General features: G+C 42.1%; 21 protein-coding genes and 1 other annotated feature. Of the genes, 3 read left to right on the top strand and 18 right to left on the bottom strand.

Going from position 1 to position 24,646, the window contains the following annotated elements; all coding sequences use genetic code 11:
* Positions 1-73: 73 nt before the first annotated feature.
* Entirely contained in the window at positions 74-367 is a 294-nt protein-coding gene (locus tag BUB77_RS20940) for a DUF6514 family protein (protein ID WP_073278865.1), read from the bottom strand.
* A 553-nt stretch (positions 368-920) separates the two neighbouring features.
* Between BUB77_RS20940 and BUB77_RS20930 the strand changes: the two genes are divergently transcribed.
* The gene (locus BUB77_RS20930; protein WP_073278862.1) at positions 921-3,665 is read left to right on the top strand and encodes a transglycosylase domain-containing protein; all 2,745 of its coding nucleotides are present in this window, start codon (positions 921-923) and stop codon (positions 3,663-3,665) included.
* A gap of 294 nt (positions 3,666-3,959) precedes the next feature.
* Here BUB77_RS20930 and spoVAE read toward each other — a convergent pair whose 3' ends face one another.
* The 16 genes from spoVAE to BUB77_RS20855 form a co-directional block, all read right to left on the bottom strand.
* Positions 3,960-4,316, bottom strand: a complete 357-nt coding sequence (gene spoVAE / locus BUB77_RS20925) for a stage V sporulation protein AE (protein ID WP_073278861.1) — start codon at positions 4,314-4,316, stop codon at positions 3,960-3,962.
* A gap of 200 nt (positions 4,317-4,516) precedes the next feature.
* Complete coding sequence (locus BUB77_RS20920) at positions 4,517-5,566, bottom strand: stage V sporulation protein AD (RefSeq protein ID WP_073278946.1); 1,050 nt, start codon at positions 5,564-5,566, stop codon at positions 4,517-4,519.
* A 333-nt stretch (positions 5,567-5,899) separates the two neighbouring features.
* A complete protein-coding gene (locus BUB77_RS20915; protein WP_073278860.1) occupies positions 5,900-6,409 on the bottom strand; it encodes a SpoVA/SpoVAEb family sporulation membrane protein in 510 nt (169 codons plus the stop codon).
* A gap of 238 nt (positions 6,410-6,647) precedes the next feature.
* Positions 6,648-7,070, bottom strand: a complete 423-nt coding sequence (locus BUB77_RS20910) for a stage V sporulation protein AB (RefSeq protein ID WP_073278859.1) — start codon at positions 7,068-7,070, stop codon at positions 6,648-6,650.
* A complete protein-coding gene (locus BUB77_RS20905) occupies positions 7,060-7,689 on the bottom strand; it encodes a stage V sporulation protein AA (protein WP_073278857.1) in 630 nt (209 codons plus the stop codon). The genes BUB77_RS20910 and BUB77_RS20905 overlap by 11 nt, the downstream gene beginning before the upstream one ends.
* Complete coding sequence (locus BUB77_RS20900; protein ID WP_073278855.1) at positions 7,658-7,861, bottom strand: hypothetical protein; 204 nt, start codon at positions 7,859-7,861, stop codon at positions 7,658-7,660. The genes BUB77_RS20905 and BUB77_RS20900 overlap by 32 nt, the downstream gene beginning before the upstream one ends.
* A gap of 167 nt (positions 7,862-8,028) precedes the next feature.
* Complete coding sequence (gene sigF, locus BUB77_RS20895) at positions 8,029-8,742, bottom strand: RNA polymerase sporulation sigma factor SigF (protein WP_073278854.1); 714 nt, start codon at positions 8,740-8,742, stop codon at positions 8,029-8,031.
* Between the two features lie 52 nt (positions 8,743-8,794).
* Positions 8,795-9,214, bottom strand: a complete 420-nt coding sequence (gene spoIIAB / locus BUB77_RS20890) for an anti-sigma F factor (RefSeq protein WP_073278853.1) — start codon at positions 9,212-9,214, stop codon at positions 8,795-8,797.
* A gap of 50 nt (positions 9,215-9,264) precedes the next feature.
* Positions 9,265-9,651, bottom strand: coding sequence for an STAS domain-containing protein (locus BUB77_RS20885; protein ID WP_073278851.1), 387 nt, complete (start codon positions 9,649-9,651; stop codon positions 9,265-9,267).
* A gap of 279 nt (positions 9,652-9,930) precedes the next feature.
* Positions 9,931-11,331 (bottom strand): tetratricopeptide repeat protein, encoded by a 1,401-nt coding sequence (locus BUB77_RS20880; RefSeq protein WP_073278850.1) that lies wholly within the window; start codon positions 11,329-11,331, stop codon positions 9,931-9,933.
* 52 nt (positions 11,332-11,383) lie between these two features.
* A complete protein-coding gene (locus tag BUB77_RS30035; RefSeq protein ID WP_170866704.1) occupies positions 11,384-11,527 on the bottom strand; it encodes a hypothetical protein in 144 nt (47 codons plus the stop codon).
* A 73-nt stretch (positions 11,528-11,600) separates the two neighbouring features.
* Positions 11,601-14,261, bottom strand: coding sequence for a valine--tRNA ligase (locus tag BUB77_RS20875; protein WP_073278848.1), 2,661 nt, complete (start codon positions 14,259-14,261; stop codon positions 11,601-11,603).
* A 79-nt stretch (positions 14,262-14,340) separates the two neighbouring features.
* Positions 14,341-14,550 (bottom strand) — a binding site (T-box leader).
* 90 nt (positions 14,551-14,640) lie between these two features.
* Positions 14,641-15,804 carry a hypothetical protein gene (locus tag BUB77_RS20870; RefSeq protein ID WP_073278847.1) on the bottom strand — a complete coding sequence of 388 codons (1,164 nt, stop codon included), beginning with the start codon at positions 15,802-15,804 and terminating at the stop codon, positions 14,641-14,643.
* Positions 15,805-15,831: 27 nt separating this feature from the next.
* Entirely contained in the window at positions 15,832-16,668 is an 837-nt protein-coding gene (locus tag BUB77_RS20865; protein WP_073278846.1) for a hypothetical protein, read from the bottom strand.
* A gap of 14 nt (positions 16,669-16,682) precedes the next feature.
* Positions 16,683-17,954 (bottom strand): DUF5716 family protein, encoded by a 1,272-nt coding sequence (locus tag BUB77_RS20860; protein WP_073278845.1) that lies wholly within the window; start codon positions 17,952-17,954, stop codon positions 16,683-16,685.
* A gap of 79 nt (positions 17,955-18,033) precedes the next feature.
* Positions 18,034-21,624, bottom strand: coding sequence for a DUF5717 family protein (locus BUB77_RS20855; protein WP_073278843.1), 3,591 nt, complete (start codon positions 21,622-21,624; stop codon positions 18,034-18,036).
* A gap of 111 nt (positions 21,625-21,735) precedes the next feature.
* On the opposite strand from BUB77_RS20855, the gene BUB77_RS20850 reads away from it, so the two are divergent.
* Both BUB77_RS20850 and BUB77_RS30030 read left to right on the top strand, forming a co-directional pair.
* Entirely contained in the window at positions 21,736-22,857 is a 1,122-nt protein-coding gene (locus BUB77_RS20850) for a pyridoxal phosphate-dependent aminotransferase (protein WP_073278841.1), read from the top strand.
* 29 nt (positions 22,858-22,886) lie between these two features.
* On the top strand, positions 22,887-23,057 hold the full coding sequence (locus BUB77_RS30030) for a hypothetical protein (protein ID WP_170866703.1): 171 nt from the start codon (positions 22,887-22,889) through the stop codon (positions 23,055-23,057).
* A 253-nt stretch (positions 23,058-23,310) separates the two neighbouring features.
* On the opposite strand, the gene BUB77_RS20845 is transcribed toward BUB77_RS30030, so the two are convergent.
* Entirely contained in the window at positions 23,311-24,585 is a 1,275-nt protein-coding gene (locus tag BUB77_RS20845) for an adenylosuccinate synthase (RefSeq protein ID WP_073278840.1), read from the bottom strand.
* Between the last annotated feature and the right edge of the window lie 61 nt (positions 24,586-24,646).

Raw genomic sequence — 24,646 nt, 5'->3', positions numbered from 1 at the left:
ACTGTTTCCCTTAGTTTATTTATTCTTCTATTATTTCGGTATTATATCTTTTGTTTTGTTTCCCTCAGTGAACCTACAATGTACAATCTGTAACTAAATCGTCTACAATTTCCAGCATTGTAACCAGCGTAACTTCATTCTTCCAGAGTTTATGTATCATGCCCTCCACTATCTCCTTCGAATCGGAAATAGGTTCTGAATACTCTACTAAAAGATGGTCCCTCATATGCTGGAATATTTTAATGCCGTAAAGCTTTACATTATTTTGACAATTCCTACATTCTTCCACTAAATAATAATCAAATACCAGCTCTTTGTTATCTTCCAACAATATCCTCTTTGTTCCCTCTAAGAATAATTTCTCCATAGCCCCTCCAAAAATCTGATAATTTTTAAAATAACACTGCAATAATAGAAATAATAAACTATGGCTATTATAACTTTAACACAATATAAAATAAAGATATTATTTTGGGCTAACTCCCAATTTAACTGCTGTGATAGTACAATTTCACGTTATGTAAACAATTATTTTATAATTCCCAATTAATCACAGATTTTGTGATATTTTTAACATTTTTTGAGCTTTTTTTAGTGCTACACTTTGTAGCATATGTGCATAAGTGCTTAGAAAAATCCATATTTTGGATTTATTTTGTATATACTTAACATATTTCTTTAGAAATGATATAATACTTAAAGGTGCCTTATAGGCAGTAATGTATCATTTATCTTTTATTATTACTATAATATATTCAGACAAGTATTTGAATATGCAATTTTTCCCATTTACAATCTGCTGCCTTAGGAAAACTTGGTAAACAAAGACTGTAAGCCGTGGAACTGGTGCCTTCACAACAAAATATTTCTTTATTTTGCAGGCTTTATTTGATATAATAACGGGATAAAGGAGGTTTATTATGGATTTTAGCAAGAAAGGAACCGCCAGAAAGCAACAGTATATAAAATCTGCTTCCAGGAAGCTTGCCACAAAAGCAAGTGTTACCCTCTTCCGTTTATTCCTGGTATGTTTGGTTTCTATCATAATTATCGGCTCCTATCTGGGATTCGGTGTTTTGAAAGGACTTGCCGACAGTGCCCCCAGTATAGATCAGATTAATGTCGCTCCAACTGGTTTTACCACCACTATATATGATAAGGATGGAAATGTGATAGACACACTGGCAGATGCCGATTCTAACCGCGTTTATGTTGAAATAAAGGATATTCCGAAGGTTCTTCGAAACTGCTTTATCAGCATTGAGGATGAACGTTTTTACCAGCACAACGGTATTGACATGCAGGGTATCTTCCGTGCCTTTTTTAACGGTATCAAATCCGGAGATTTTGACCAGGGTGCCAGTACAATAACTCAGCAGCTGATAAAGAACCAGGTATTTAACGGCGGCGCAGAAAATAATATTCTTGATAGATTTATAAGAAAAATTCAGGAACAGTATCTTGCAATCCAGCTGGAGCAAAAGCTTCGCAAGAACCAGATACTGGAGTATTATATGAATACGATTAACCTGGGCGCCGGGACCCACGGCGTGCAGACTGCTTCCAGGCGTTATTTTGACAAGGATGTAAGCGACCTTACCTTATCTGAAGCAGCTGTTATAGCAGCCATTGCCCAATCCCCGACAAACATGAATCCCATCAACCACCCGGATAACAATTCCCAGCGGCGTATGCAGATTCTGGACAATATGAAGCGTTTGAATAAATGTACGGAAGAGGAATACAAGGAAGCGGTAGCTGATGATGTCTACTCCCGTATTCAGTCCGTTACCGCGGAGCAGGATGAGAACTCTACCTATAACAGCTATTTTGTAGATGAACTGATCGAGCAGGTCATCGCAGACCTTCAGGCTGAAAAGGGCTATACCTATACACAGGCCAGCAATATCCTCTACAGCGGTGGATTAAGCATCTATACTACCCTGGATTCCAAGGTTCAGTCCGTACTTGATAATGTATATACCAACGAAAGCTACTTCCCTAAGATGGGAACCGATTCCTTCTGGGAGCTTACCTATGCCCTTTCCATAGAAAAAAAGAGCGGAAAAACAGTACATTACCACACCAATGATTTATTGAACTACAACCATTTAACCTCTGCTTACTTCTCTTCCAAAAAAGAGGCCCAAAAGCTAATAAAGGATTTTAAGACCGCGAAGGTAGAAGCCGGTGATACTATACTTGCTGAGAAGACCAATCTTATTATCCAGCCTCAGTCTTCCATGGTTATCATGGATCAGCATACAGGCTATGTTGTAGGATTAATCGGCGGCCGGGGCGAGAAGACCGGAAACCGTACTTTGAACCGTGCTACCAATACGACCAGACAGCCAGGTTCTACCTTTAAAGTGCTTTCAACCTATTTACCTGCTCTGGATTCAGCAGGAATGACCTTAGCCAGTGTAATAGATGATGCACCTTATAAATATCCCGGTACGGACAGGTATGTAAGGAACTGGAACGGCGAAAACTATGAAGGCCTGAGCACTCTTCGAAGAGCAATTACCAGGTCCATGAATATCGTAACTGTCAAAACCCTTGAAAAAGTAACTCCCCAGGTTGGTTTTGACTACCTTAACAAGCTAGGTTTTACCACACTTGTAGACAATATGACCTCCAAAACCGGTAAAGTTTATTCCGATATCAATCTTTCTCTGGCTTTAGGAGGAATTACAACTGGTGTTTCCAATCTTGAGCTGACAGCTGCCTATGCTGCCGTCGCCAACGGAGGCGTATATTCAAAGCCTATCTTTTATACAAAGATACTGGATCATGATAATAAGGTGCTCCTGAAGAAGAAAACCTCCGTCCGTCAGGTTATGATGGAATCTACGGCCTTCCTCCTGACCAGCGCTATGGAGGATGTTGTTAAGAAGGGTACCGGAACCATGGTCAACTTCCAGAACCTTAAGATGCCCATTGCCGGAAAGACCGGTACGACCTCTGATTACAACGATTTATGGTTTGCAGGTTATACACCCTATTACACAGCCTGTATCTGGTCAGGCTTTGACAATAACAGGAGTCAGACTAATAAAAACTATCAAAAGATTATCTGGCGGGATGTCATGGAACAGATTCATAAGGATTACGGCCTGGAACCGGTGCCCTTTACGATTCCCGATTCCATCGTCCAGCGTACTATCTGCACCAAGAGCGGCAAGCTTGCTGTAGACGGACTTTGTAATAAGTACGAAGGCGGCTCCACAGTGGCTACCGAATACTTTGCCAAGAACACGGAGCCTACGGAAAAATGTGATGTTCATGTAAAGGTTTCCATCTGTACCGTATCAAATAAGATTGCAAATGATTTCTGCCCGAAAGCAACGGTTAAGGAAAAGGTACTGTTATCAAAGGATGAGACCTCTAAAACAATGGATACACCTTATATACTGCCAAAGGATACCTGTAATGTACACAATGCCAAAAATTCAGGGCTCCCGAACATTATTCCACCACCCACACCTATTACGACACCTCCGTCTGGAACTCCGCCGGTAACCACCCCGCCCATAACCACTCCACCGGACAATTCCAATACCGGAGGAACAGATGACGGGAATACGGATAACGGGAACAATGGCACCAATAACGGCACGGAAGAAATTTATGACCCGGAATTCAATTATAACTATGGACATTAATAACTAATGACACTGATAACAATTGGCGCTGATAACGATTGACGCTGATAACGATTGAACTGATAACAATTGACCTGATAACAATTGACCTGACAACAATTGACATTGATAATTTTGACCTGATAACGACTAACACTGATAATTATTTACACTGATAATTTTTGGCACTATAATTATCTACACTGATTTCTGACCTATGTAAAAGCTCCATACCCTCTCTGCATTAACCGGTTAAAAGGCAGCCATAAGACCTTTGACCGGAGATATGCAGGAAAGCATGGAGCTTCTTTTTTATCAATCTTTCATCTTGGGATTAAATATCAGGGATGCGATATAGCTGAAAATCAAGGCTCCTGCTATACCCGACGATGTGGCAGTCAATCCTCCTTTAAATATTCCCAGGAAGCCATCCTTGTCAATTGCTTCCTTTATACCCTGAAACAGAGAATTACCGAATCCACTCAAGGGTACTGTTGCTCCTGCACCCGCCCATTTGGAAAAGGGCTCGTAGATACCCAGTGACCCCAGCAAGGCTCCCAGGCAAACCAATATTACCATTATACGTCCCGGCATGAGCTTCGTATTATCCATTAATATCTGGATAACCGCGCAGATTGCTCCACCAATCAAAAATGCTTTTAAATAATCCATAGGATCCCTTTCTATCATCTGCTATGACAATTTTTCTTATTTTTACCAGATTTCTAATTCCACTCTATACATTGCATACCACAAGTCTGTATGCGATACCTCTTAAATAGTAAGTTTAAAAATGCAGCGCATTTTTCAAGCTAATCCACGGGCATATCGCAAGTCCACTTGCGATACTATACTGAATAACATCCATATTCCTACATCCCCTCAATAATTACTGCATGGGCGATACCGGGGACAGGATTACCTTCGTTAAAGCTGACCGTTGACAGAAGCGCACCGGTTGGCACAAAGAGAACCCTTTTCCACTCTCTTCTTCGAAGCTTTGGCAGCACATAGCCTGCCAGGGTTATGGCACTGCACCCGCAGCCGCTTCCTCCTGAATGGGTATCCTGCGTATCCTTATCAAACATTTCGATACCGCAGTCCATGTGGTTCTTGGAGATATCAAAGCCTTCCTGCTTCAACAGGTCAATTAAGATATCCTTTCCGACATAGCCCAAATCACCGGTTATAATTTTGTCATAATATTCCGGCTTTACACCAAGGTCGTTCAAATTCGCTGAAATGGTCTTATAAGCGGAGGGTGCCATACAGGCTCCCATATTCATGGAATCCTTTATGCCGTAATCTACAATCCTTCCTACCGTTGCTCCCATTACACAGACAGGTGCTTCCTTTTCAAGCTCCTTCTTACTTCTGTTATCTGCTTTATCCAATATGACCGCCCCGCTTCCGGTAACTGTCCAAGTTGTCGCTAACGGCCTTTGGCTTCCGTATGCCAGTGGAAAACGAAACTGCTTTTCGGCACCTGCAAAGTGACTGGAGGTAATAGCCATAATCTTGTCAGCAAATCCGCCATCCACCAAAACCGAGCCGATGGCAAGGGATTCACCCATAGTAGAACAGGCACCGTAAACTCCGAATAACGGAATTTCAAGCTCCATAATACCGAAGGAGGTAGCAATTAACTGTCCAAGCAAATCTCCTCCTACCATAAAGCGGATGTCGTCTTTATTAATACCTGCCTTTTGAATCACAGCATCCGCCGCCCTTTTCATCATCCTGCTCTCTGCATCCTCCCAGGTATCTCCCCCAAACATGGGGTCTTCCTCTACCTGGTCAAAGTATCTTCCAAGGGGTCCTTCCCCCTCCTTTTTACCGGTAATAGAGGAGCCTGCTATAATATAGGGCGGATTAGCAAACAACAGGCTTTGCTTACCGCATGTTTTACTGTTATTTTCCATATTTATACCCATTGCATACCGCAGCCAGGCCAGAAAGCCATTCTGCGATACTGCCACAAATAAAACGAGTGAAAGAATCTGTAAGTGGCATCCTTTCAAAATGATATTTTCTTTCACTCTTGCTCCCGTTGCATACCGCAGACAGGTCTGCGGTACTGCTATAGATAATGGAGTGTGAAAGTGCTTTTCTTTCACATATCCCGACATAATGCCGCTTTTTAACATCACAAACAATGATGGAAGAAGTCTGGAATGAGTACAAGTACCCTCTGTACACATTCATATTTGAAGTTAAGCCATAAGGTATGCTGACTCAAACCATTCCGGCAGCGGCTACCCTACGACTCCCATTTTCATTAATATATAATAGATAACTCCAAGAACCCAGGAGGAAAATACACCATATAGTATTACAGGACCTGCAATCGTAAATATCTTACAGCCAATACCAAAAACCTGTCCCTCTTTTTTAAACTCTACGGCCGGTGCAGCTACGGAATTGGCAAAGCCGGTAATCGGTACTACGGTACCTGCGCCTCCAAATTTGGCCAACTTCGGATATATATTCAATCCGGTCAGGACAACTGATAATAAAATTAAGGACAGTGAGGTGTAACCGCCTGCCTGATCCTTATTGCATCCTAAGTACGTGTAGTAATTATTTAAGGCTTGTCCGATAATACAGATAGCTCCTCCTACCCAAAAAGCATTGAAGAAATTGATGACCTTATTGTGAGTGGGCGTCTTTTCCTTGACATATTGATTGTATTTTTCTGCTTTTTTGGTCTTATCCTGCTCGTTTACCACATCAGCAGCACTGACCTTCTTTTTATTATTATCCATTTTAACCTCTTTTCTGAATATCCTATTTTTAATTGGATATTCGTTAATCCGTAGTTGAAAAAGTTTTTGTTTTTTCAACCTAACCTCTTTCCTGAATATCCGATTTTTAATTGGATATTCGTTAATCCGTAGTTGAAAAAAAGCTTTTATTTTTTCAACCTAACCTCTTTCCTGAATATCTAATTTTTAAGCTGATTGCTGCCTTACTATTTTACATAAATCCGATAATTTTTATTCTTTATTTTTTATAATGGATAAAAAGTTGAAAAAAAGCTCCCAAACCTTTTCCCAGGGCAAGAAATAATACGATTATAGGAATTCCCATTTTCAGCTTCAGGCGGTGTGTCATAATAGGAAATATTTGAATTACTTCCTCCAAGGCTACTGCAAGGCAGCCAATAAAACAGCCTATGAACAGCCCGAATATGATTAGTCCCACCGTACCAACAGGTATCGGAAGCCTGAACAAGTCCATAATATTCCCAAAAGTAGCACCGACCACAACAATGTCTTCATATAGCAAAATCCGCTTTGCGGTATCTGTTCTGATGGCAAGTCTTGTAAGGACGCCTACAATGGTTATGAAGGCAACTGTTCCGGCAGCTATTAAGATACCTGCTGTCAGTCCCAAAAAGCAAAGGAAAGCATATTTAATGAACATCAAAGGATTTCCCCTCCCTTGAACTGTTTTCAATCAAGGTGTCATCCATATCCGATTCGTATAGCCGCAGCTGAACCTGCATCGGCGTAGGGTCATTTCCGGTCTTTAACTTGCTGAAATGGTTAAAGAATATGATGATTCCTAAGGGAAGTCCTACCGCATAGGATATTTCAAGTATGGAGGCCTTTCCCTGCTCGGTTCCTAAAACTGACTTATAAATAATTCCAAATACTTTCTCTACACTGGCATCTTCATTAAAAGTCATTATTGTAAAAGCTGCTCCAAAAAATACAATACAGCAGACAAAAGCCACTTTAAAATACTCCCACAGCTTCTTTTCCTTCCCGGAGGGTTCATACTGAACGATGAAATCTGCTTCTCCCAGATTTGTAATTTCAATATCGGCATACGTCTTATGGATGAGCTCCATTAATTTCATAACAGAAAAGATATAGTCCATCTTTTTATCATCTTTGATAATATAGAGAACCTGCTGGTATAATTCCTCCACAAGCTTATCCTCCGGTGAATATAGCTTTGCTACATCCTTCAGGCGGATGACCTTATGGTGTATCAGAATACTTTTCTCAATCTTTATATAGAGGCGTACATTTTTCATTGGGCACCTTCCCTTTTATATCAGCAGTCTTCATGTAATTTCTTTCATAAACAAGGGTTCCCTTATGGATATTCCTTTCCGTATTCTGAGTAAAATAGGCTATCGCAATTCCTGCTGCAATTAACAGGAGTACTGCTGCAAAAATCCAAATACTTTTCTGTCTGAATGCCATCCTTCGTTACCTGCCTTTCTAAATACTGTAAATAAAAACAGCATCCCTTTTACCAGGATGCTGTTTTTATTTATTATTTTATAATGAATAGCTTGCAGATTTTACTATTTACTCTGATATTATCTGTTTACCTGCCCTTTCTATACTGGTAATATCCTCCATGTCCCTCAGGACATTTTTTCCCTCATTTTCATAAGTATTTTCTTTTCCAGACGTGATACCTGCACCTGGGAAATTCCCATTTCCTTTGCAATATCTGTCTGGGTTCTATTCATAAAGTATCGAAGCCTGATTAATTCCTGATCCTTCTCATCAAGGGATGCAATGGTCTCTCTTAATGCAAGCCTGTCAAGCATATTTTCACTCTCATCATTTGTCTGCTCCAATTTATCAATGAGATAAATGGCATTTCCGTCCCCCTGATAAATTGTTTTATATAAAGATTCTACCTCTGATCCTGATTCTAACGCCATGAGTACTTCTTCTTTTGCCAGATTAAGCTCCTTGCTGATTTCTTCCAGAGTTGGCTCCCTGCCATACAGGGTGCCCAGTTTTTCTCTGGTGATGCGGATTTTCCCCGCTGTTTCCTTCATGGAACGGCTTACCTTAATGGCTCCGTCATCTCTTAAAAACCTCTTTATTTCCCCCATTATCATGGGAACTGCATAGGTGGAGAATTTTACCTCATAGGACATATCGAACTTGTCAATGGCTTTGATAAGCCCTATACTGCCTATCTGAAATAAATCCTCCGTCTCATGTCCTCTGGACATAAATCTTCTTACAATACTCCATACCAATCCTATATTCTCCGTTATTACCCTGTCTCTTGCCTCCTTGTCCCCTGCCTGTGATAAACGGATTAATTCGATTGTATCCACTGTTTCACTTCCTTCCTGTCACCTTTGGTTTATCAGGATATCAGCCATTCCCTTAGTGGATTTTCTTTTTCATTTTAACAACTGTACCTTTGCCCTCTTCTGATTCTACTTCCAGATCATCCATAAAGGCCTCCATAAAAGAAAATCCCATGCCGGACCGTTCTTCCTCCGGCTTTGTTGTAAATAGTGGCTCCATAGCTTGTTTGATATCCTTTATGCCTTTGCCCTGGTCATGGACCTCTACATAAACCTCATGTTCAAATATTCTGCAGACTACAATAACTTTTCCCTTCAATTCTTCATAGCCGTGAATGATGGCATTGGTCACGGCTTCCGAAACAGCAGTTTTGATATCAGAAATCTCCTCCAAGGTGGGGTCAAGCTGTGCTACGAAGCTTGCCACTACGGATCTTGCAAAGCTTTCATTCTCAGATCTGCTGTCAAATTCTAATAACATTTCGTTGGTATCCATACTTATCCTCCTGTTTAAATACCTATCCCCGATTTACCGGCTTTCTGCAGCTATCTGCATCTGGTAATGGCCTCTTCTATGGAATCAAATTTCGGAACTATCCTGTACAGCCCGGACATTCTGAATATTCTGTCTAGATTGTGATTAATACCGGTTACAAAAATCTTCCCCCCGGAAAGTGTGAGCCTTTTGTAACGTCCCATTATGACTCCGATACCGGAACTATCCATAAAATCCGTTCCGGAAAAGTCAAATACAATACTTTTAATCTGCCCCTTCTCCAACAGCTTGTCCGACTGCTCTCTGATGGACAGGGTATTGTGATGGTCTAAATCCTGCTTTACCTTAATGATAAGGCATTTATCCTTAATATGGTACTCCGCAGCCTCCTTTCCCTTTGTACTGCTTGTCTTCTTTAAGGGTTCTTGTCTTTCCATGCATACCTCTTTTCCGGATATTTTATTTCCTCCGATTCCCTTTGTATAAGATTTGCACTGAGAGTACAGGGCTTTTCAGCCCTTTGACCGATACGGGAAGCCATAAATTCTTCCTGTGCTGCTGCAAATCATATCATATAAAATCCAGAAGTTTACATTTACATATTTTAACATATATTTTTAGTTTCGTCTATAAGAAAAGACAATTCCAAAAAATTTTGGAATTGCCTTTGCTTTTTGACCGGATTTATTTTTTTATTTTAATTTTACTATTTAAGCTTATTGGATACTCGACAGCTTTTCCTTGGCAGAACTTACACGCCAGGAATCCGGGAATTTATCTATAACAAGATTGTAGTATTTCTTAGCATCGTCATATTTTCCAAGCTGATGATAACTTCTGGCAATAAAATATACCGCAGACACATTCGTATCATCCAGCTCATAAGCACTTGTCAGATTGCTTAAAGCCTCGTCATACTTTCTGGCTAAATATTGGTTATGTCCTTCCTCATAAAGAGCTGCAGAGGCATTGGTTCCAATCGCCTGCTTTATCTCATTGTATAAGGCCTGAGCCTCAGGCTTATCAAACTTGTCACTCTTAATTTTTGCAAATTCGCTTGCAACTGCCAGATAATCAATATTTGACCCGCTTTTTTGCAGCTCGTTTATATAAAGAGTTCCTGTCTTTAGGAGCTGATCATAGATTGTATCGTCAAGCTGGCTGCCGTTTAAATCCTTTATCTGCTTGTTCAAATCCTCAATCTTTGCATCCTGGGTCTCTTTTTCCTTCTGAAGGGAATTATATTCCTGCTGCCATTTATTTACGGCTGCATTGTTATCATTTATCTGGTTATTATATTTGTTTTGATATTTGTCTCCGACTGTAGGAACAATTAAAAATACCGCTCCTAAAATACCTACCGCTATACCGATAATCAGATTCACAAAAGGCCATATATTGGGCTTATCTTCCTTATAGGCCGCATGGGTAAAGGTGACAGGCTCTGCTGTTACCCTTCGCTCTTCTTTTCTTTCGGGCTTTCCATCCTCTTCCGGTCCACTGGTCAAATCACTTAATTCCTTCAGATAACGAAGAGTGGTGGTATTGGAAACATCAATTTTGCTTGCCTTTGTCAGATTCTTTAATGCCTTCTCCATCTCACCGGTCTTCATATACAAGAGGGCTAACAGCTGAAGTGCTTTTACAAAATGAGGATTCAGGTTGGTTACCTTTTTAAGCTGTATGATAGCCAGGTCTTCATTTCCCTGTTTGGCTGACAAAAGGGCAGCATTATATCTTTTTGTTGTCTGATTCAGATTTTCAAGCCTTGTAGGATTGGACTGCACCAGCTCCATGTACCGGTCCGCATCATTGTTCTCCTGCTGGAAGTGCTTGCTGATGACCCACTCACTTAAGGCAGCAACGGACTCTCCCATCTCATAGTAAATTAAGCCTAATAGATTTCTGGCATCGGTATTCCTCTTATTGAGCTCAAGACTTTTCTTTAAGATGACAACGGCACCGGAAAGGTCCCTCACCTTTGATTTCTCAAGCCCTTCATTATAATACCGGTTTGACATCATATAAACTTTCTTATAAACAGTCAGGTCTTCGCCGCAGCGTTCACAGCGGTTATTCTTACCCTGTATGCTCTTATTACATGCCGGACATATCATGTCTTATTCCCGCCACTTTTTACTGTGAAATCACCTTGTGGCTTCCTTTCTTCTAATTTCTATCCTTGATTTCCTTCAGCATGGTCTTAATAATGTCTGTAATATCTGACAAATCATTGCTGTGAATTACTTCCTCCGCCTGGTCGACCTCAAGGCTTGGCTGAAATTTCGCTATTTCTTCATCAAAATTAATCATACAATCTACCTTTTCCATTTTTAATTCTATCTTACTCACAATATGTTTAAAAATCAAGTGTATTTATTCTTAACTATTTTTTAAGAGTTTTTAAGCGTTCTTCTACCTGTTCCATCAGCTGGGTATACTTAGCCAGCTTTTCCTTCTCTTCCTCAAGCTTTGCCTGGGGCGCCTTGCTCACGAACCGCTCGTTGGACAGCATTCCGTTTACACGTTTTAACTCTCCTGTCAGGCGTTCCTTTTCCTGGTTCAATCTTTCAATTTCCTTATCGATATCAACAAGCTCCGCAAAAGGCATGTATATAACTGCTTCCGGAATCAGGGCTGTTACCGCATCGGAGGATATTCCCTCGGTGCCTGTCTGTATCAGGACCTCAGAGGCATAGGCAAGTGTGGCAAAGAATGTCCTGCTGTTTTCAAAAATCTCTTGTATTCTGCTGCTCTCTGTCACGATGATAACGGAGGCTTTCTTGGAAGGCGGAACATTCATGCCCGTACGAACTGTACGAATCCCCTTGACAGCAGTCTTTATTAACTCTGCCGCCTCTTCCTCCTGCACATAATCAAGCTTCTCATCATAAACCGGCCAATCCGATATCATAATGGATACTTCTTCTCCGTCCTTTCCTTCCGCCTCGGAAAGGGTACAATAGATTTCCTCTGTAATAAAGGGCATATAGGGGTGGAGAAGCTTTAAGGAGGTAATGAGCACCTGCTTTAAGGTCTGTATTGCTGCGCTCTTGGTCTCATCCGTCTCACTGTAAAGTCTGGGTTTTACCATTTCAATATACCAGTCGCAGAATTCCTCCCAGATAAAATCATAAATCTTCTGAACTGCAATACCAAGCTCAAAATTCTCCATATTTTCCGTTACTTCTTTTACCAGGGTATTACATTTGGAAAGTATCCACTTGTCCGCAAGGGTCAGGTGAATTTCCCTGTTTCCTTCATTTTCTGCCTTCTCCAGGTTCATCATGATAAAGCGGGAAGCATTCCATACCTTGTTGGCAAAATTTCTGCTGGCTTCCACTCTTTCCAGGTAAAAACGCATATCATTTCCAGGTGCATTACCGGTGATAAGGGTAAAACGCAGTGCATCCGCACCGTATTTATCGATAATTTCAAGGGGATCAATGCCGTTTCCTAAGGATTTACTCATCTTTCTTCCAAGAGAATCCCTTACAAGTCCATGAATAAGCACCTTCTTAAAGGGAGCCTTGCCCGTATATTCATAGCCGGAAAATACCATACGGATAACCCAGAAGAAAATAATATCGTATCCGGTCACAAGTACATCCGTCGGATAAAAATATGCAAGGTCTTCGGTGTTCTTTGGCCAGCCGAGGGTGGAAAAAGGCCACAGAGCGGAACTGAACCAGGTATCAAGGGTATCCTCATCCTGTTTAAAATGAGTATGGCCGCATTTCGGGCAGACTCCTGGCATTTCCCTGGCTACCACTACCTCACCGCATTCCTCGCAGTAATAGGCAGGTATTCTGTGTCCCCACCAAAGCTGTCTGGAAATACACCAGTCCCTGATATTATCGGTCCAATTAAAGTAAATCTTATCAAAGCGCTCCGGAACAAAGGATATTTCCCCGCTCTTTACGGCTTCTACAGCTGGCTTTATCAGTTCATCCATCTTTACGAACCACTGCTGCTTGATTAAGGGTTCTACAGTTGTATTACACCTGTCATGGATACCGACATTGTGGACATGCTCCTCCACCTTCTTTAGAAGGCCCATTTCTTCCAGTTCCTTAACCATCTGCTTTCTGGCTGCATAGCGGTCCATGCCTGCGAATTTGCCGCCCTTTTCGTTGATGGTGGCATCGTCGTTCATAATATTTATCTGTTCCAGATTGTGCCTTTTGCCGACCTCGAAATCGTTGGGGTCATGGGCAGGCGTTATCTTAACCACACCTGTTCCGAATTCCCTGTCGACATAGGTATCTGCAATAATGGGAATTTCCTTATTTAAGAAGGGCAGAATGACATTCTTCCCAATCAGTTCCCTGTAACGCTCATCCTCCGGGTGAACTGCTATCGCAACATCACCCAGCATCGTTTCCGGCCTGGTGGTAGCAATCTCCAGGAAGTCCTTTGTTCCTGCTATTGGATAGAGAATATGCCAGAAATGTCCTGTCTGCTCCTCATGCTCTACCTCTGCATCGGAGATACTGGTCTTACATACAGGGCACCAGTTTATAATACGGGAGCCTTTGTAAATCAGTCCTTTTTCGTAAAGCTTTAAAAATACCTCCTCAACGGCTTCCGAGCAGCCCTCATCCATGGTGAAACGCTCTCTGTCCCAGTCACAGGAGGAGCCCATCTTCTTAAGCTGGCTGATGATGCGTCCGCCGTATTCGTCCTTCCACTGCCAGGCTCTCTCCAGAAAGCCCTCTCTACCAAGGTCCTTCTTATCAATGCCTTCTTTTTTAAGCTGCTCGATAATCTTAACTTCTGTTGCAATACTTGCATGGTCCGTTCCCGGCTGCCACAGTGCGTTATAGCCCTGCATCCGCTTAAATCTTGTAAGAATATCCTGCATGGTGTTATCCAGGGCATGACCCATATGGAGCTGTCCTGTGATGTTCGGCGGGGGCATTACGATCGTAAAGGGTTTCTTGGATTTATCCACCTCTGCTTTAAAATATTTCTTATCTATCCACCTGGCATAGAGTCTGTCCTCAATATCACCAGGGTTATAAGTCTTTTCCAGTTCTTTCTTCATTTTCTTCCTCCTGTGGATTTAGTTTTCCGTTAATTTTATTGCCTAAACCTATTTTAAGGCAATAAAAAAGTTCCCCGCCGAAAAGGACGAAGAACCGTGGTACCACCTTTATTTACAGCAATATGCTGCCTTTTCTTCTATAACGGGATTACCCGGTATCTCCTACTCGCCTTCAAAGATACTGTTCAGGAGCTACCTTCAACAAGCAGTAAGCAAGACAGCCTTTCAGCCAATGAACTGTCCTCTCTGATACACTTACCTATCTAATCCTCTCCGTCTTTACATTTTCAATTATTATATTGGCATAGAAGCTGAATTTTAGTTTAAACTTAATTCAACTTATATAGAATCAACTATGAATATCATATGAAAACTTTCCTTATCTGTCAAGAGCGATTCCCTTCTTTTTTAGAAGCTCTGCCACATATATCTTGTTTTCTTCGTTTTCTTTAGTAAATTTTTCAATTTCTTCCATGCATTTCTCTTTCAGAAGGTTATTCTGCTCTATCCTATCCTTTAGCTTCTGCCTTCTTTCAAATAGAGCCTCTTTTACCTTTTCCATCTCTGCGCCGTCTAACAGAGCCTCCAACTGATGCACCCATATCTTTGCGTCCGCCAGCCTGTACTCCTTTAGGTGGTTGATCAGCTCCCGGTTATAATATTCCGTCTGATCCTTGCTGAGCTTATATTGATTTTCGTCTTCTTTTTCCTTTTTATACTGTTCCCACAAAAAGCCCAGCTTTTCCTGACTGTCCACCAAATATTTGGCATAGCAGTAATCAAGGGCATTTGTATTGTTGACATATTTGATTTTAACCTTATTCAGCAGCAAAATAGCACGGTTTAACTTTTTCTCTGTTTCTGCCTTTTCCTTCTTATTATCCCTGGAACGAAGGAAAATATAAGCGGCTGCCGCGGCATCCATTGTAACGGTCAGCATAAAGGGCAGCTGCATGTTGGCATTTGTCTTACTATTTATCCATAAAAACACAAGAAATAAAAGGACGGAAAGTACGGTAGTGGTGATTCCGATGGTCCCAAGTGTCTTCTGGTTTTCTTCCACGTCTCCCTTCTGGTGCAGCAGGGCGGTTCTCTCGCTTTCCAGATATTTTAAATCATTTTGTATATTGGAGCTGTATTCTTCCCAGTATTTCATTTTTTTTAAATCCCTGGGAACATCCTCTTCGAACTTTGCCAGGTTCAGATACTGGGTGTCTTTTATCTTTCGTATTCCCTTTTTATATCTTTCCCTGTCCTTAGACAAGGTCAATATCTTTCTTGTAAGGTCATTTACCAATTCTCTGTCTTCACTGTTCAGGCCTTCCAGCTTCTGGATATCACTGATATAGGCGGTTACCGCCTGAAATTCTGCTTTTAATTCCTGCGCCTGGAGTGTACTTTCCACGACCTGCTCACAGCTCTCCTCTATGAAGCTCTTTTTTAGCTCCGAATAGTCCGCTTCTGCTATCTGTGCTGCCGCAAGTTCATTTTCTTGCCTTTGCTCTTCCGGCTTCTCCAGGTTTTTTTTCTTCCAAAACCCCATGTAATCATCTCCTTTTATGTTACCGGGTTATGAGTTCTCTGACCGGTATTCCTGTTTATAGCTCTCAAGCCTCTCCCTTACTCCCTGAAGAAAGTCAGCCGGCTTACCGCTGTCCCTGGCTTCCTTCAGCTCCTCAAGCTTTTTATATTCATCAGAAGACCCGTATTGTAACAGGCTGTCCTGAATTTCTTCCCTGATGCCCTTTACATAGGCTTCACTGATACTTTCCTCCGCCCCGAATGTACTTTCATTCCCGCCAAGGAGCATACAAAGCACATACTGCCTTTTGGATTCCTCTCCGCCAGTCATCTCGTAGGCTGCCTTAAAATCCTTCGCTGCCCTTTTAAAACCTTCCGTATGGAGTCTGCAAACCCCAAGGTTATGCCGGATTCTGCCTGCCTCTTCCTTTAAGACAGCATACATGCCGTCTCCGGCAAGGAGGCTTTCGTAAATCATGCCAGCCTCGAAATACCGCCCGTGCTGCAGAAAGGATTCTGCCTTTTTAACAGCCAGTTCCCCGGGGGAAACATTCTTTCTCTCATTCTGCCTTAGAAGGAATTCCTGTACTTCCTCCTCCTGATAATAGCTGTTATCAGAAAGCAGGATGGAGGCGGCTTCTACCAACGCATCATAGCCGGAATAGTTCTTTTTCGCTTCTCTTATTTTTTCCGCCTTCTCTGGAAGGAACAGTTCCTTTTCTAGCCACATTAGAAAGGCTTCCTCATATAATTCATCGGTTAAAAGTAAAAAATTATGATAGACATAATAAAAAAGTTCCTCTGCCGTATAAATGCCGGTATCCGTTACCTTAAAGCGGTAAGGAAGCTTTGCCTTATTTTCTTCGCATGCTATCAGTATTCCCATCCCACAAAGCCTCCTTATAGCTTGATTTCCTGCTCCCAGCATAAACCGGAGGAAGGTATGATCTGCCCGAATCCCCTATCACAGATTTTAATCAGGGCAGTCTTTCTGTCTTTAAAGGATACGGATATTTCTACTCTTGTAGACTTATCAGCCCTGACCTCCAGGCCCTCCAATAAAATATCGTGGTATTCCTTTTTCAGGGTAAACAGCTCTTTTACCAGTACCCTTATGGTATTATCCTCTGTCAGGATAAATTCCTGGGTCAGAGCCTTGTCATACCATGGCTTATAGCCATCCCATAAAGGTATCTGGATGAGCTTGCCGTCTTTTTCAGCTTCGATGGACAGAAGGGAGGTTATCTGGTCAGAATCAAGAAAAAGAAACTCCTTCAGCTTTCCACCCTCTTCACTTCCGATTTCCTTTGCCGCATAACAGGCTCCTTTGGCATAAAGGTTCTGCCCCTTGAAGACCCTTCTTCCGACACAGAGCTCCTTTAACGCATTATCCGCCCAATCCCCTTCAAAGCCGCAGCCCGTTACGTAGATGGTGGTTACGAGCTGTTTATGCAAAAGACTCCTGGCAAGATTCAAAAAGCAGTATTCCAGACGTTCCTTATCCCCTTTTTGCACCTCTTCATAATCCAGAATGTCATTAAAGTCCTTCTGAGTAATCCCCACCGGCAACGGAGTAAATTTCCGGCTGATACTTATCTGCCTGTAATGGAATTCCTCCTCATCCATATGAAAGAGCCCTACATCCGTACTCCACAGCTCTTTTTTCTGGCTCAGGGCATAATATTCATAGCTTAGGGAATGGCTCTGGAGGAACAGCCTGTCCTCCTTTAATCCGAGATTGCCAAAGACCTCTTTAAGCACAGCCCGAATGGTTTCATTTAAATCCTTGACTGTCACCGCAAGCTTTGCAATGCTTTCTCCCGGAAATTTTAAGGTTACCATTGTGAGGCACTTGCGAAAAAGCTTCTCCAGCAAATACACAGGGGAATAGACCGTATCATACAATACCGTCTCCGTACCCTGCTCTGCCTTCTTCAGCAGATTGTCTGCCGTCTGGCATAAGCCCTGCTCCTGAAATTCCAAAGCTTCTTCCCCGAAGAGCCATTCTTTACTCCCCTGTTTAAGGCCTATAAGGGAAGGATAGAAATACGGCCTGTCACCCGAATATAAGGTGACGGATTCCGGTTCCAGGCTCTTTGGGTTATAGCAGCATATCTGAATATCCTCATTTCCGAAATCAAGTCCTAAAAATAAACTTCTTTTATCTGCCATAGCAACCTCTTTCGCGAATATCAAAGCCTCGGTCTGATATTCCGTAGTTGAATAATCCATTTATAGAAATAAACCTGACTTATAACGCTTTAAATAACTTGTTTACCAAATGCCTGTTTCTTTCGTAATTCAAAATTCCCTCCCGGACGCTTTCATAATCATTCATTTCCAGAGCCGCCGCTATAAAGTTTATCTGTTCATAGGGACTGTCTTCCTCTCCGGATACCGCTGCGTCCGTCCTTAAGCTTCCGCTTTCCGTTATGACTGCCTGGGAATCTTCCCCCTCGGATATGTAATACGGAAGGCTTTCGTCTGCAAAGAGGATAAAATCCTTTACGTGGATTCCAAGAAACATATCCTTCATTTCTTCCCGGGTATATTCCTCCTGTGATTCCTTTCTGTAATGAATGAAAACCCTTTGGCTGGGGTTGGATATATATTCTACAAGGCAGCTGCTGTTTATCTTATCATTCAAGGGCAGTACCCCCTTAAAGTTCTGGAAAAAGGGCAGTATCATTCCTCTTCTCATAAAACGCTGCAGATTATAATCAATGAATTCCTTCTCGCTCTCATCAAAGAATTCTTCCGTTGAGAGCTTCTTTAACAGAGCCAGCATGCAGACATCATTTTCCTCATATATCAGCTCTCTCCTCATTACCTGGAACATTTCCCCTTTGAGAATTCTTCCGTTAATAAGGTATTTATAGGCATGATAAGATAAAAATGCCCGAATCAGCTTTCTGTTGCAGCCTCTCTGGTAGTATTTAAGAAATACCTGGGGAGAATTGACCAGATATTCTCTGGTTACAAGCATCTGCATCAAAAGCCTTTCCTCCAGGATGCAGGTGTCAATTTCAAAGCCGCAGGCAGCCTCCCAAAGACTGTACAATTCTCTGGTGGCACCCACATACTGCTCTGACAGGTATACCAATATTTCTTCATTATATTTGCCGGCCTTAAAGATATAAAAGCAAAGGCTTAAAAGAAGCTCATCCTTTTCTGCTTTTCTCTCCTGTAACAGCCAGGCACATATCTTCAGCAGCCTGTTAAGCTGAAGATCTTCAAATCCGTACTCCATTAAGGCTTCTTTAGCTTCCTCATAAAAATTCCTTATGATGTAAAGCTCTATGAGCTTCACCCTGTCATTCTTATTAAGACTGGCCGGATCAATCTCCTTTAGATACTCCTCCAGTAAATCTCCCTGGAAATTATCATAATAGTAAGAGATTAAATCCATCTGTATTTTACTTCTGTAGTTCTCCTTCAGGAAGGGAAGCTCTAAAAGCTTTCCTCTGATACGAACGGACTCCGCATCAAATTTCTGATAGGCTTCTGCTTTTTCGGCAAAGTTCAGGAGCACCATGGCATTCCCGCTCTCCTGCTGCAGGCAATCCATCAGATAATTGTCTTTTCCAAGGAAGGGATACAGGGTATAGGCAACGGTCTTGGCATACCGGTTATCCTGATTATCCACCAGGAGTATTTCATGATTCTCCGTATAGAGGTCAATGTAAGCGCACTCTGCTGCCAAGGGGGTATATATCTCGTCTCCGGTTTCGGCATGTACCGTTACCACACCTTTTATATTGCTGTTCTGACAGCATAATTCCTGCTTGAACATAACATAGGAAAGGTCATTTCCGATTTCACAGGTAAACCCGTTCATGGTTATCAGTTCTTCGTAAATAACCGAGAGGTTTCTGTCAATGGCATGCTCCTTCAGCATCCTTTTTCCGAAATTCTCGATTTTCTTGCTGTAGCTCCGGTAAATAGAACTAAGCTCATCCTTATTTTTTATGAGATAGGCATAGAGAAATGCCCTCTTTTTATCGCTCAGGCTGCTATTATAAATAAAGTATAACAGTACCTGCATGGGCAGCTTGCTCTGCTCTTCTTCGTCGTAGGAATAAAGATAATATTCATAAAGCTCCGTAAGGCGAAGCTGCTCCTTTACTCCCTTCTGGTACCAGTTAAAATACTTCCTTCCCCTTTTGTGCCCTTTGATTAAAAGGCTTAAGACAGCAGTCAGGATATTGGTAAGAGCCGCCTGTTCTTCCTTCTTACCCTTCTCTGAATAATTCCGGTACAGCAGTATAAGGCAATAATAGATACTTCTTTTAAATTCCCTCTTTTTTGCTGCCAGATAGGCAAACTGTCCTGCCAGCTCCACGTCCACATAGCTTTCTTTCACACCAAACAGGAGTACCTGTATTTCAAAATCCCCAAGTTCTGTTAACAGCACGGGATTTTCCCTATAGATTAAAATTGCTTCAAAATAAAGATAAGGACTGCGGCAGCCATGTAAAAACTGTTCTCTTAGAAGCTCCAGTGCCTGTCCTTTATTGCCGTCAAATTTCTTATCGGTGTATAGCCAAAACCATAATACCCTATAATCGTAGGAATTCATATGGTAGACATTTCTTATTTCCTTTATAGCCGCCTCCACCGTCTCCTCGCTCCTATCAATGAGTGCAAGAAGATACCAGTAAGCGCATACCACCGCCGTATCCTTCTGCTCTTTCTCTATGATTTCCGGCTTCAGGGCGTTCAGGGCAGCCTTTATCTCATTTTCGTTCTGGAGGTCGCCCATATCAGCCGTCTGCAGCAGATGGACTTCCAGGAGCCTGTACCACAATAAATTTTTCTTATCACCTGACTTCAGCCCCTTTAATTCTACTTCAGTCTTTTGGATATATTCCTCAGGACTGATGCGGTTTTCTCTGAAATTCAGATAATTTCTCACACAGGCAATGACTTTTTCCTTGATATGCCTCTGTTTGCGCCTCTCCTCTGTCTTTTCCGCCTTGCGTGTTGCCGTCACTTCTACTACAAGGGTATCATGAACGGAGGAAAGGATAATCTTGCCGTAATTCCTTCCTCTTCTCATAGCAAGAGGCTGTATTACAAATTCCAGAGGATATGTATTTCCCACAAAATAATCCGACCATATAATTTTATGCTCCGGTTGGATAAAATCCCCTTCGCAGCTGACCCTTATCTCTTCATACCCCCAGTTATCCTTCATCAGGGTTATCTTATCCATGAAGCTTTCCGTGTTCACTTCATATTCTAAAGTATTCTTGTCTACAATAAAATTAACAGGGGTTTTTTTACGGACTGTAACAAGAAATTCCTCCAATGCCTGATTTGCCGACCTGCTTTTCTTTAAGGCATCATATAATACCAGGTATTTCTTATCCCGGTACTGAAGAAATTCACGGAATTCTTCTGTTTTAAAGAGCTTTACTGCTTCGGCCCAGTCAGACTTGGCAAGATTGGTAAAATGAAAGAAATCTTTGATTTTACCAAGAGAGGAATTCAGATAGGGTGGCTCTGCCGTTATAAAAAAAGGGACTCTGGCTTCCCCGCTGTCACTTACAACATCAAGCCAGCCCCGTACCATATCTCCCGGTGCCAGTGTCTTAGCCTGTACCGTATATGCTAACTCAATACGCTCTCCTTCAAATTCCTGCTTTTCCGTGTAAAAATAGGTACTGGAGGAATACAGCTGCCCTGTCAGCATGGTGCCAAGAGAATTCCAGACCGATAGTGTTCCCTTATAGCAGCCGCCTGCATCCACCGTTATAATAAGCTCTTCCTCCGACAATAATAAAGCAGGAGACTCATATTCAAAACATCCGTCAGCCAGCTGTTTTATCTTCTCTTTCAACCAATTCACCCCAGACCATGATAATTTATGTATTGTATTGCATTTCTTCACCTTTATATTATAATTATTATAACACTAATCGACAGTATTTCGCAAGGGAAAGGATGGACTATGATAACACCAAAGGAACATTTTCACGGAAGTGATTTAGAAAAAATAGAAAAGTATTATGGAATTAAAAAAGATGAGATAATAAATTTTGCGGGAAATGTCAATCCCCTTGGAATATCCCCGGTATTAAGGGCAGACCTTTCCGGCCATATTGATGCCATAACCGATTATCCGGACAGGGAATACACCTCTTTGCGAAGGAGCATTGCTGCCTATGTCAATAAAGACCTGCCCACAGAGAAACAGTGTCAGACAGAGCATATTCTTGTGGGCAACGGCTCCACGGAGTTAATTTCTCTTTTTATCCAATTTATAAAGCCAAAGAAAGCACTGATTATAAGCCCTACCTATTCGGAATATGAAAGAGAGCTGACTCTTGAAGGGAGCAGGATTGATTATTTTCTATTAAAGGAAGAGGCGGAATTTAACGTAAATCTTTCCGCCTTGAAGGAAACCCTTAAAGCTTCCTATGACCTCCTTGTTATCTGCAACCCCAATAATCCTACCTCCTCTGTGATAAAGACAGAAGTAATGGCAGAAATCCTTGCCTTTTGCAAGAATAGGAATATTTATTGCATGGTGGATGAGACCTATGTGGAATTTGCTCCCGATATCGCCTCTGTTACCTCCGTTTCTCTTCTTTCCGCCTATAAGAACCTGATTGTCATCCGGGGAATCTCAAAGTTCTTTGCCGCTCCCGGACTTCGCCTGGGGTACGCCATGACAAGCGATGAAGAATTGCTTCACCTTGTAAATGAAAGAAAAAACCCTTGGACAATTAATATCCTGGCCTCTTTGGCGGGAGAAATTATGTTTTCCGATGAGGAATATATAAAGAGAACCAGAAATTTGATCAGCAGCGAAAGAGAGCGTATAAAGGCCGTGCTGAAGAATGTGTCCGGCTTAAAATACTATGAACCTTCTGCCAACTTTATCCTGTTGCAAATACAAAAGGATAACCTTACTTCCCATGATTTATTTGAGGGAGCCATCCGACAGTCCCTGATGATTCGGGACTGTTCAACCTTTCAGGGCCTTAGTAACCGTTTTATACGCTTTTGTTTCCTTACAGGAGAAAATAATGACAAGCTGCTGGAGTATTTATCCCGTAAGCTTGGCTGAGTACCCACGGCAAGCGCATGAAGGAAGTAATGGGAACGGACGATGACCAAAGAGGTTGTTTAGAAGTTTTGTTATGCGAGAACCCTTACTCCACTAAAGCAGCAGAAAACGTGACTGGCAGGCAAATCAGCGCCAAACTCGCTGTAACAAATATGGCTGTGTTAGTTATCAAGCTCAAACAGTGGCACTGTTTTACCTAGTCACGTTTCCTGCCGCTTAAGTGTCATAAGGAACCTCTTGAGACAAAACTTCTAAACAACCTCCTTGGTCATCTGTTCATATCCATTATTTAGTCTCATGCGTTTGCACTGTCTGAGTACCTTTAAGTACTCCAGAGCTTTAACAAAAGGAGCAGTCTGATATCTCTGGCATACAACTTTAAGATACCTCGCCAAGTTGTATGCCAGAGAAAATCAAACTGCTCCTTTCATCATGAGGGTGTTGCAAAATGATTTAGCGGTAAATAATCTCATCTCTTTCCGGTCCGTTGGATACCATCGTAACAGGAACACCAATTTCCTTTTCAATGAATTCAATGTATTTTCTGCAATTTTCCGGTAAGTCTTCGTATTTCTTAATTCCCCTGATTTCCTGCTTCCAGCCGGGAAGCTTCTCATATACAGGCTTTGCTTTGGCAAGCTTAACAGTGGTCGGGAAATCCTTCGTTACCACACCGTCAATTTCATAGCCTACGCATACCGGCAGCTCCTCCAGATAGCCCAGGACATCCAGTACGGTTAAGGCCACCTGGGTAGCTCCCTGCATCCTGCAGCCATATCTGGTAGCTACGGCATCAAACCAGCCCATACGTCTGGGTCTTCCGGTGGTAGCACCGAATTCACCGCCGTCTCCGCCTCTTCTTCGCAGTTCGTCCGCTTCTTCTCCAAAAATTTCACTGACGAATTCTCCTGCTCCGACAGCACTGGAATATGCCTTGGCAACAGCAATGATTTCCTTGATTTCATAAGGAGGTATTCCCGCACCGATAGCACCGTAGGCTGCTAAGGTAGAGGAGGAGGTTACCATCGGGTAAATTCCGAAATCCGGGTCCTTTAAGGCACCGAGCTGTCCTTCCAGAAGGATATTCTTTCCTTCCTTTATGGCTTCATAAAGGTAAGCAGCCACATCACATACATAGGGCTTTACCATATCCCTGTATTCCAAAAGGGTCTGGAACAATTCCTCCGTATTGATAGCAGGCTTGTGATACATATGCTCTAAGATGACATTCTTTGCTTCGCATACTCTCTCAACCTTTTCTCTTAAGCTTTCTTCCTCAAAAAGCTCCGATACCTGAAATCCGATTTTTGCATATTTATCAGAATAAAAGGGTGCGATTCCCGACTTGGTGGAGCCAAAGGATTTGCCGCCCAGCCTTTCTTCTTCGTATTGGTCAAATAAAATATGATAGGGCATCATAATCTGTGCACGATCGGAAACTAATAGCTTCGGTTCCGGCACTCCTCTGTCCGTTAAGGACTTCACTTCTTTAAAAAGGTAGGGAATATTTAATGCTACCCCATTACCGATAATGCAGGTGGTGTGATCATAAAATACGCCGGAGGGAAGAAGGTGGAGTGCAAATTTGCCATACTTGTTGATAATGGTATGTCCTGCATTGCTGCCGCCCTGAAACCTGATAATGATATCCGATTCCTGACCAAGCATGTCTGTTATTTTACCCTTACCTTCGTCGCCCCAATTAGCGCCTACTATTGCTTTTACCATGAAAATTCCTCCTTTTTATACCTGTGAATATAGCTGGCTTACGGTTATTCCCTTCATATCC

The sequence above is a fragment of the Anaerocolumna jejuensis DSM 15929 genome (assembly GCF_900142215.1).
Classification (GTDB): domain Bacteria; phylum Bacillota; class Clostridia; order Lachnospirales; family Lachnospiraceae; genus Anaerocolumna; species Anaerocolumna jejuensis.
The sequence above is the reverse complement of the archived record's forward strand: the minus strand, read 5'-3'. Positions and strand labels throughout refer to the sequence as shown.

Excerpts from the sequence above, each read along its gene's own strand:
- BUB77_RS20940 (WP_073278865.1), bottom strand. The coding sequence starts at position 367 with ATGGAGAAATTATTCTTAGAGGGAACAAAGAGGATATTGTTGGAAGAT.
- BUB77_RS20930 (WP_073278862.1), top strand. The coding sequence starts at position 921 with ATGGATTTTAGCAAGAAAGGAACCGCCAGAAAGCAACAGTATATAAAA.
- spoVAE (WP_073278861.1), bottom strand. The coding sequence starts at position 4,316 with ATGGATTATTTAAAAGCATTTTTGATTGGTGGAGCAATCTGCGCGGTT.
- BUB77_RS20920 (WP_073278946.1), bottom strand. The coding sequence starts at position 5,566 with ATGGAAAATAACAGTAAAACATGCGGTAAGCAAAGCCTGTTGTTTGCT.
- BUB77_RS20915 (WP_073278860.1), bottom strand. The coding sequence starts at position 6,409 with ATGGATAATAATAAAAAGAAGGTCAGTGCTGCTGATGTGGTAAACGAG.
- BUB77_RS20910 (WP_073278859.1), bottom strand. The coding sequence starts at position 7,070 with ATGTTCATTAAATATGCTTTCCTTTGCTTTTTGGGACTGACAGCAGGT.
- BUB77_RS20905 (WP_073278857.1), bottom strand. The coding sequence starts at position 7,689 with ATGAAAAATGTACGCCTCTATATAAAGATTGAGAAAAGTATTCTGATA.
- BUB77_RS20900 (WP_073278855.1), bottom strand. The coding sequence starts at position 7,861 with ATGGCATTCAGACAGAAAAGTATTTGGATTTTTGCAGCAGTACTCCTG.
- spoIIAB (WP_073278853.1), bottom strand. The coding sequence starts at position 9,214 with ATGGATACCAACGAAATGTTATTAGAATTTGACAGCAGATCTGAGAAT.
- BUB77_RS20885 (WP_073278851.1), bottom strand. The coding sequence starts at position 9,651 with ATGGAAAGACAAGAACCCTTAAAGAAGACAAGCAGTACAAAGGGAAAG.
- BUB77_RS20880 (WP_073278850.1), bottom strand. The coding sequence starts at position 11,331 with ATGATATGTCCGGCATGTAATAAGAGCATACAGGGTAAGAATAACCGC.
- BUB77_RS30035 (WP_170866704.1), bottom strand. The coding sequence starts at position 11,527 with ATGATTAATTTTGATGAAGAAATAGCGAAATTTCAGCCAAGCCTTGAG.
- BUB77_RS20875 (WP_073278848.1), bottom strand. The coding sequence starts at position 14,261 with ATGAAGAAAGAACTGGAAAAGACTTATAACCCTGGTGATATTGAGGAC.
- BUB77_RS20870 (WP_073278847.1), bottom strand. The coding sequence starts at position 15,804 with ATGGGGTTTTGGAAGAAAAAAAACCTGGAGAAGCCGGAAGAGCAAAGG.
- BUB77_RS20865 (WP_073278846.1), bottom strand. The coding sequence starts at position 16,668 with ATGGGAATACTGATAGCATGCGAAGAAAATAAGGCAAAGCTTCCTTAC.
- BUB77_RS20860 (WP_073278845.1), bottom strand. The coding sequence starts at position 17,954 with ATGGCAGATAAAAGAAGTTTATTTTTAGGACTTGATTTCGGAAATGAG.
- BUB77_RS20850 (WP_073278841.1), top strand. The coding sequence starts at position 21,736 with ATGATAACACCAAAGGAACATTTTCACGGAAGTGATTTAGAAAAAATA.
- BUB77_RS30030 (WP_170866703.1), top strand. The coding sequence starts at position 22,887 with ATGGGAACGGACGATGACCAAAGAGGTTGTTTAGAAGTTTTGTTATGC.
- BUB77_RS20845 (WP_073278840.1), bottom strand. The coding sequence starts at position 24,585 with ATGGTAAAAGCAATAGTAGGCGCTAATTGGGGCGACGAAGGTAAGGGT.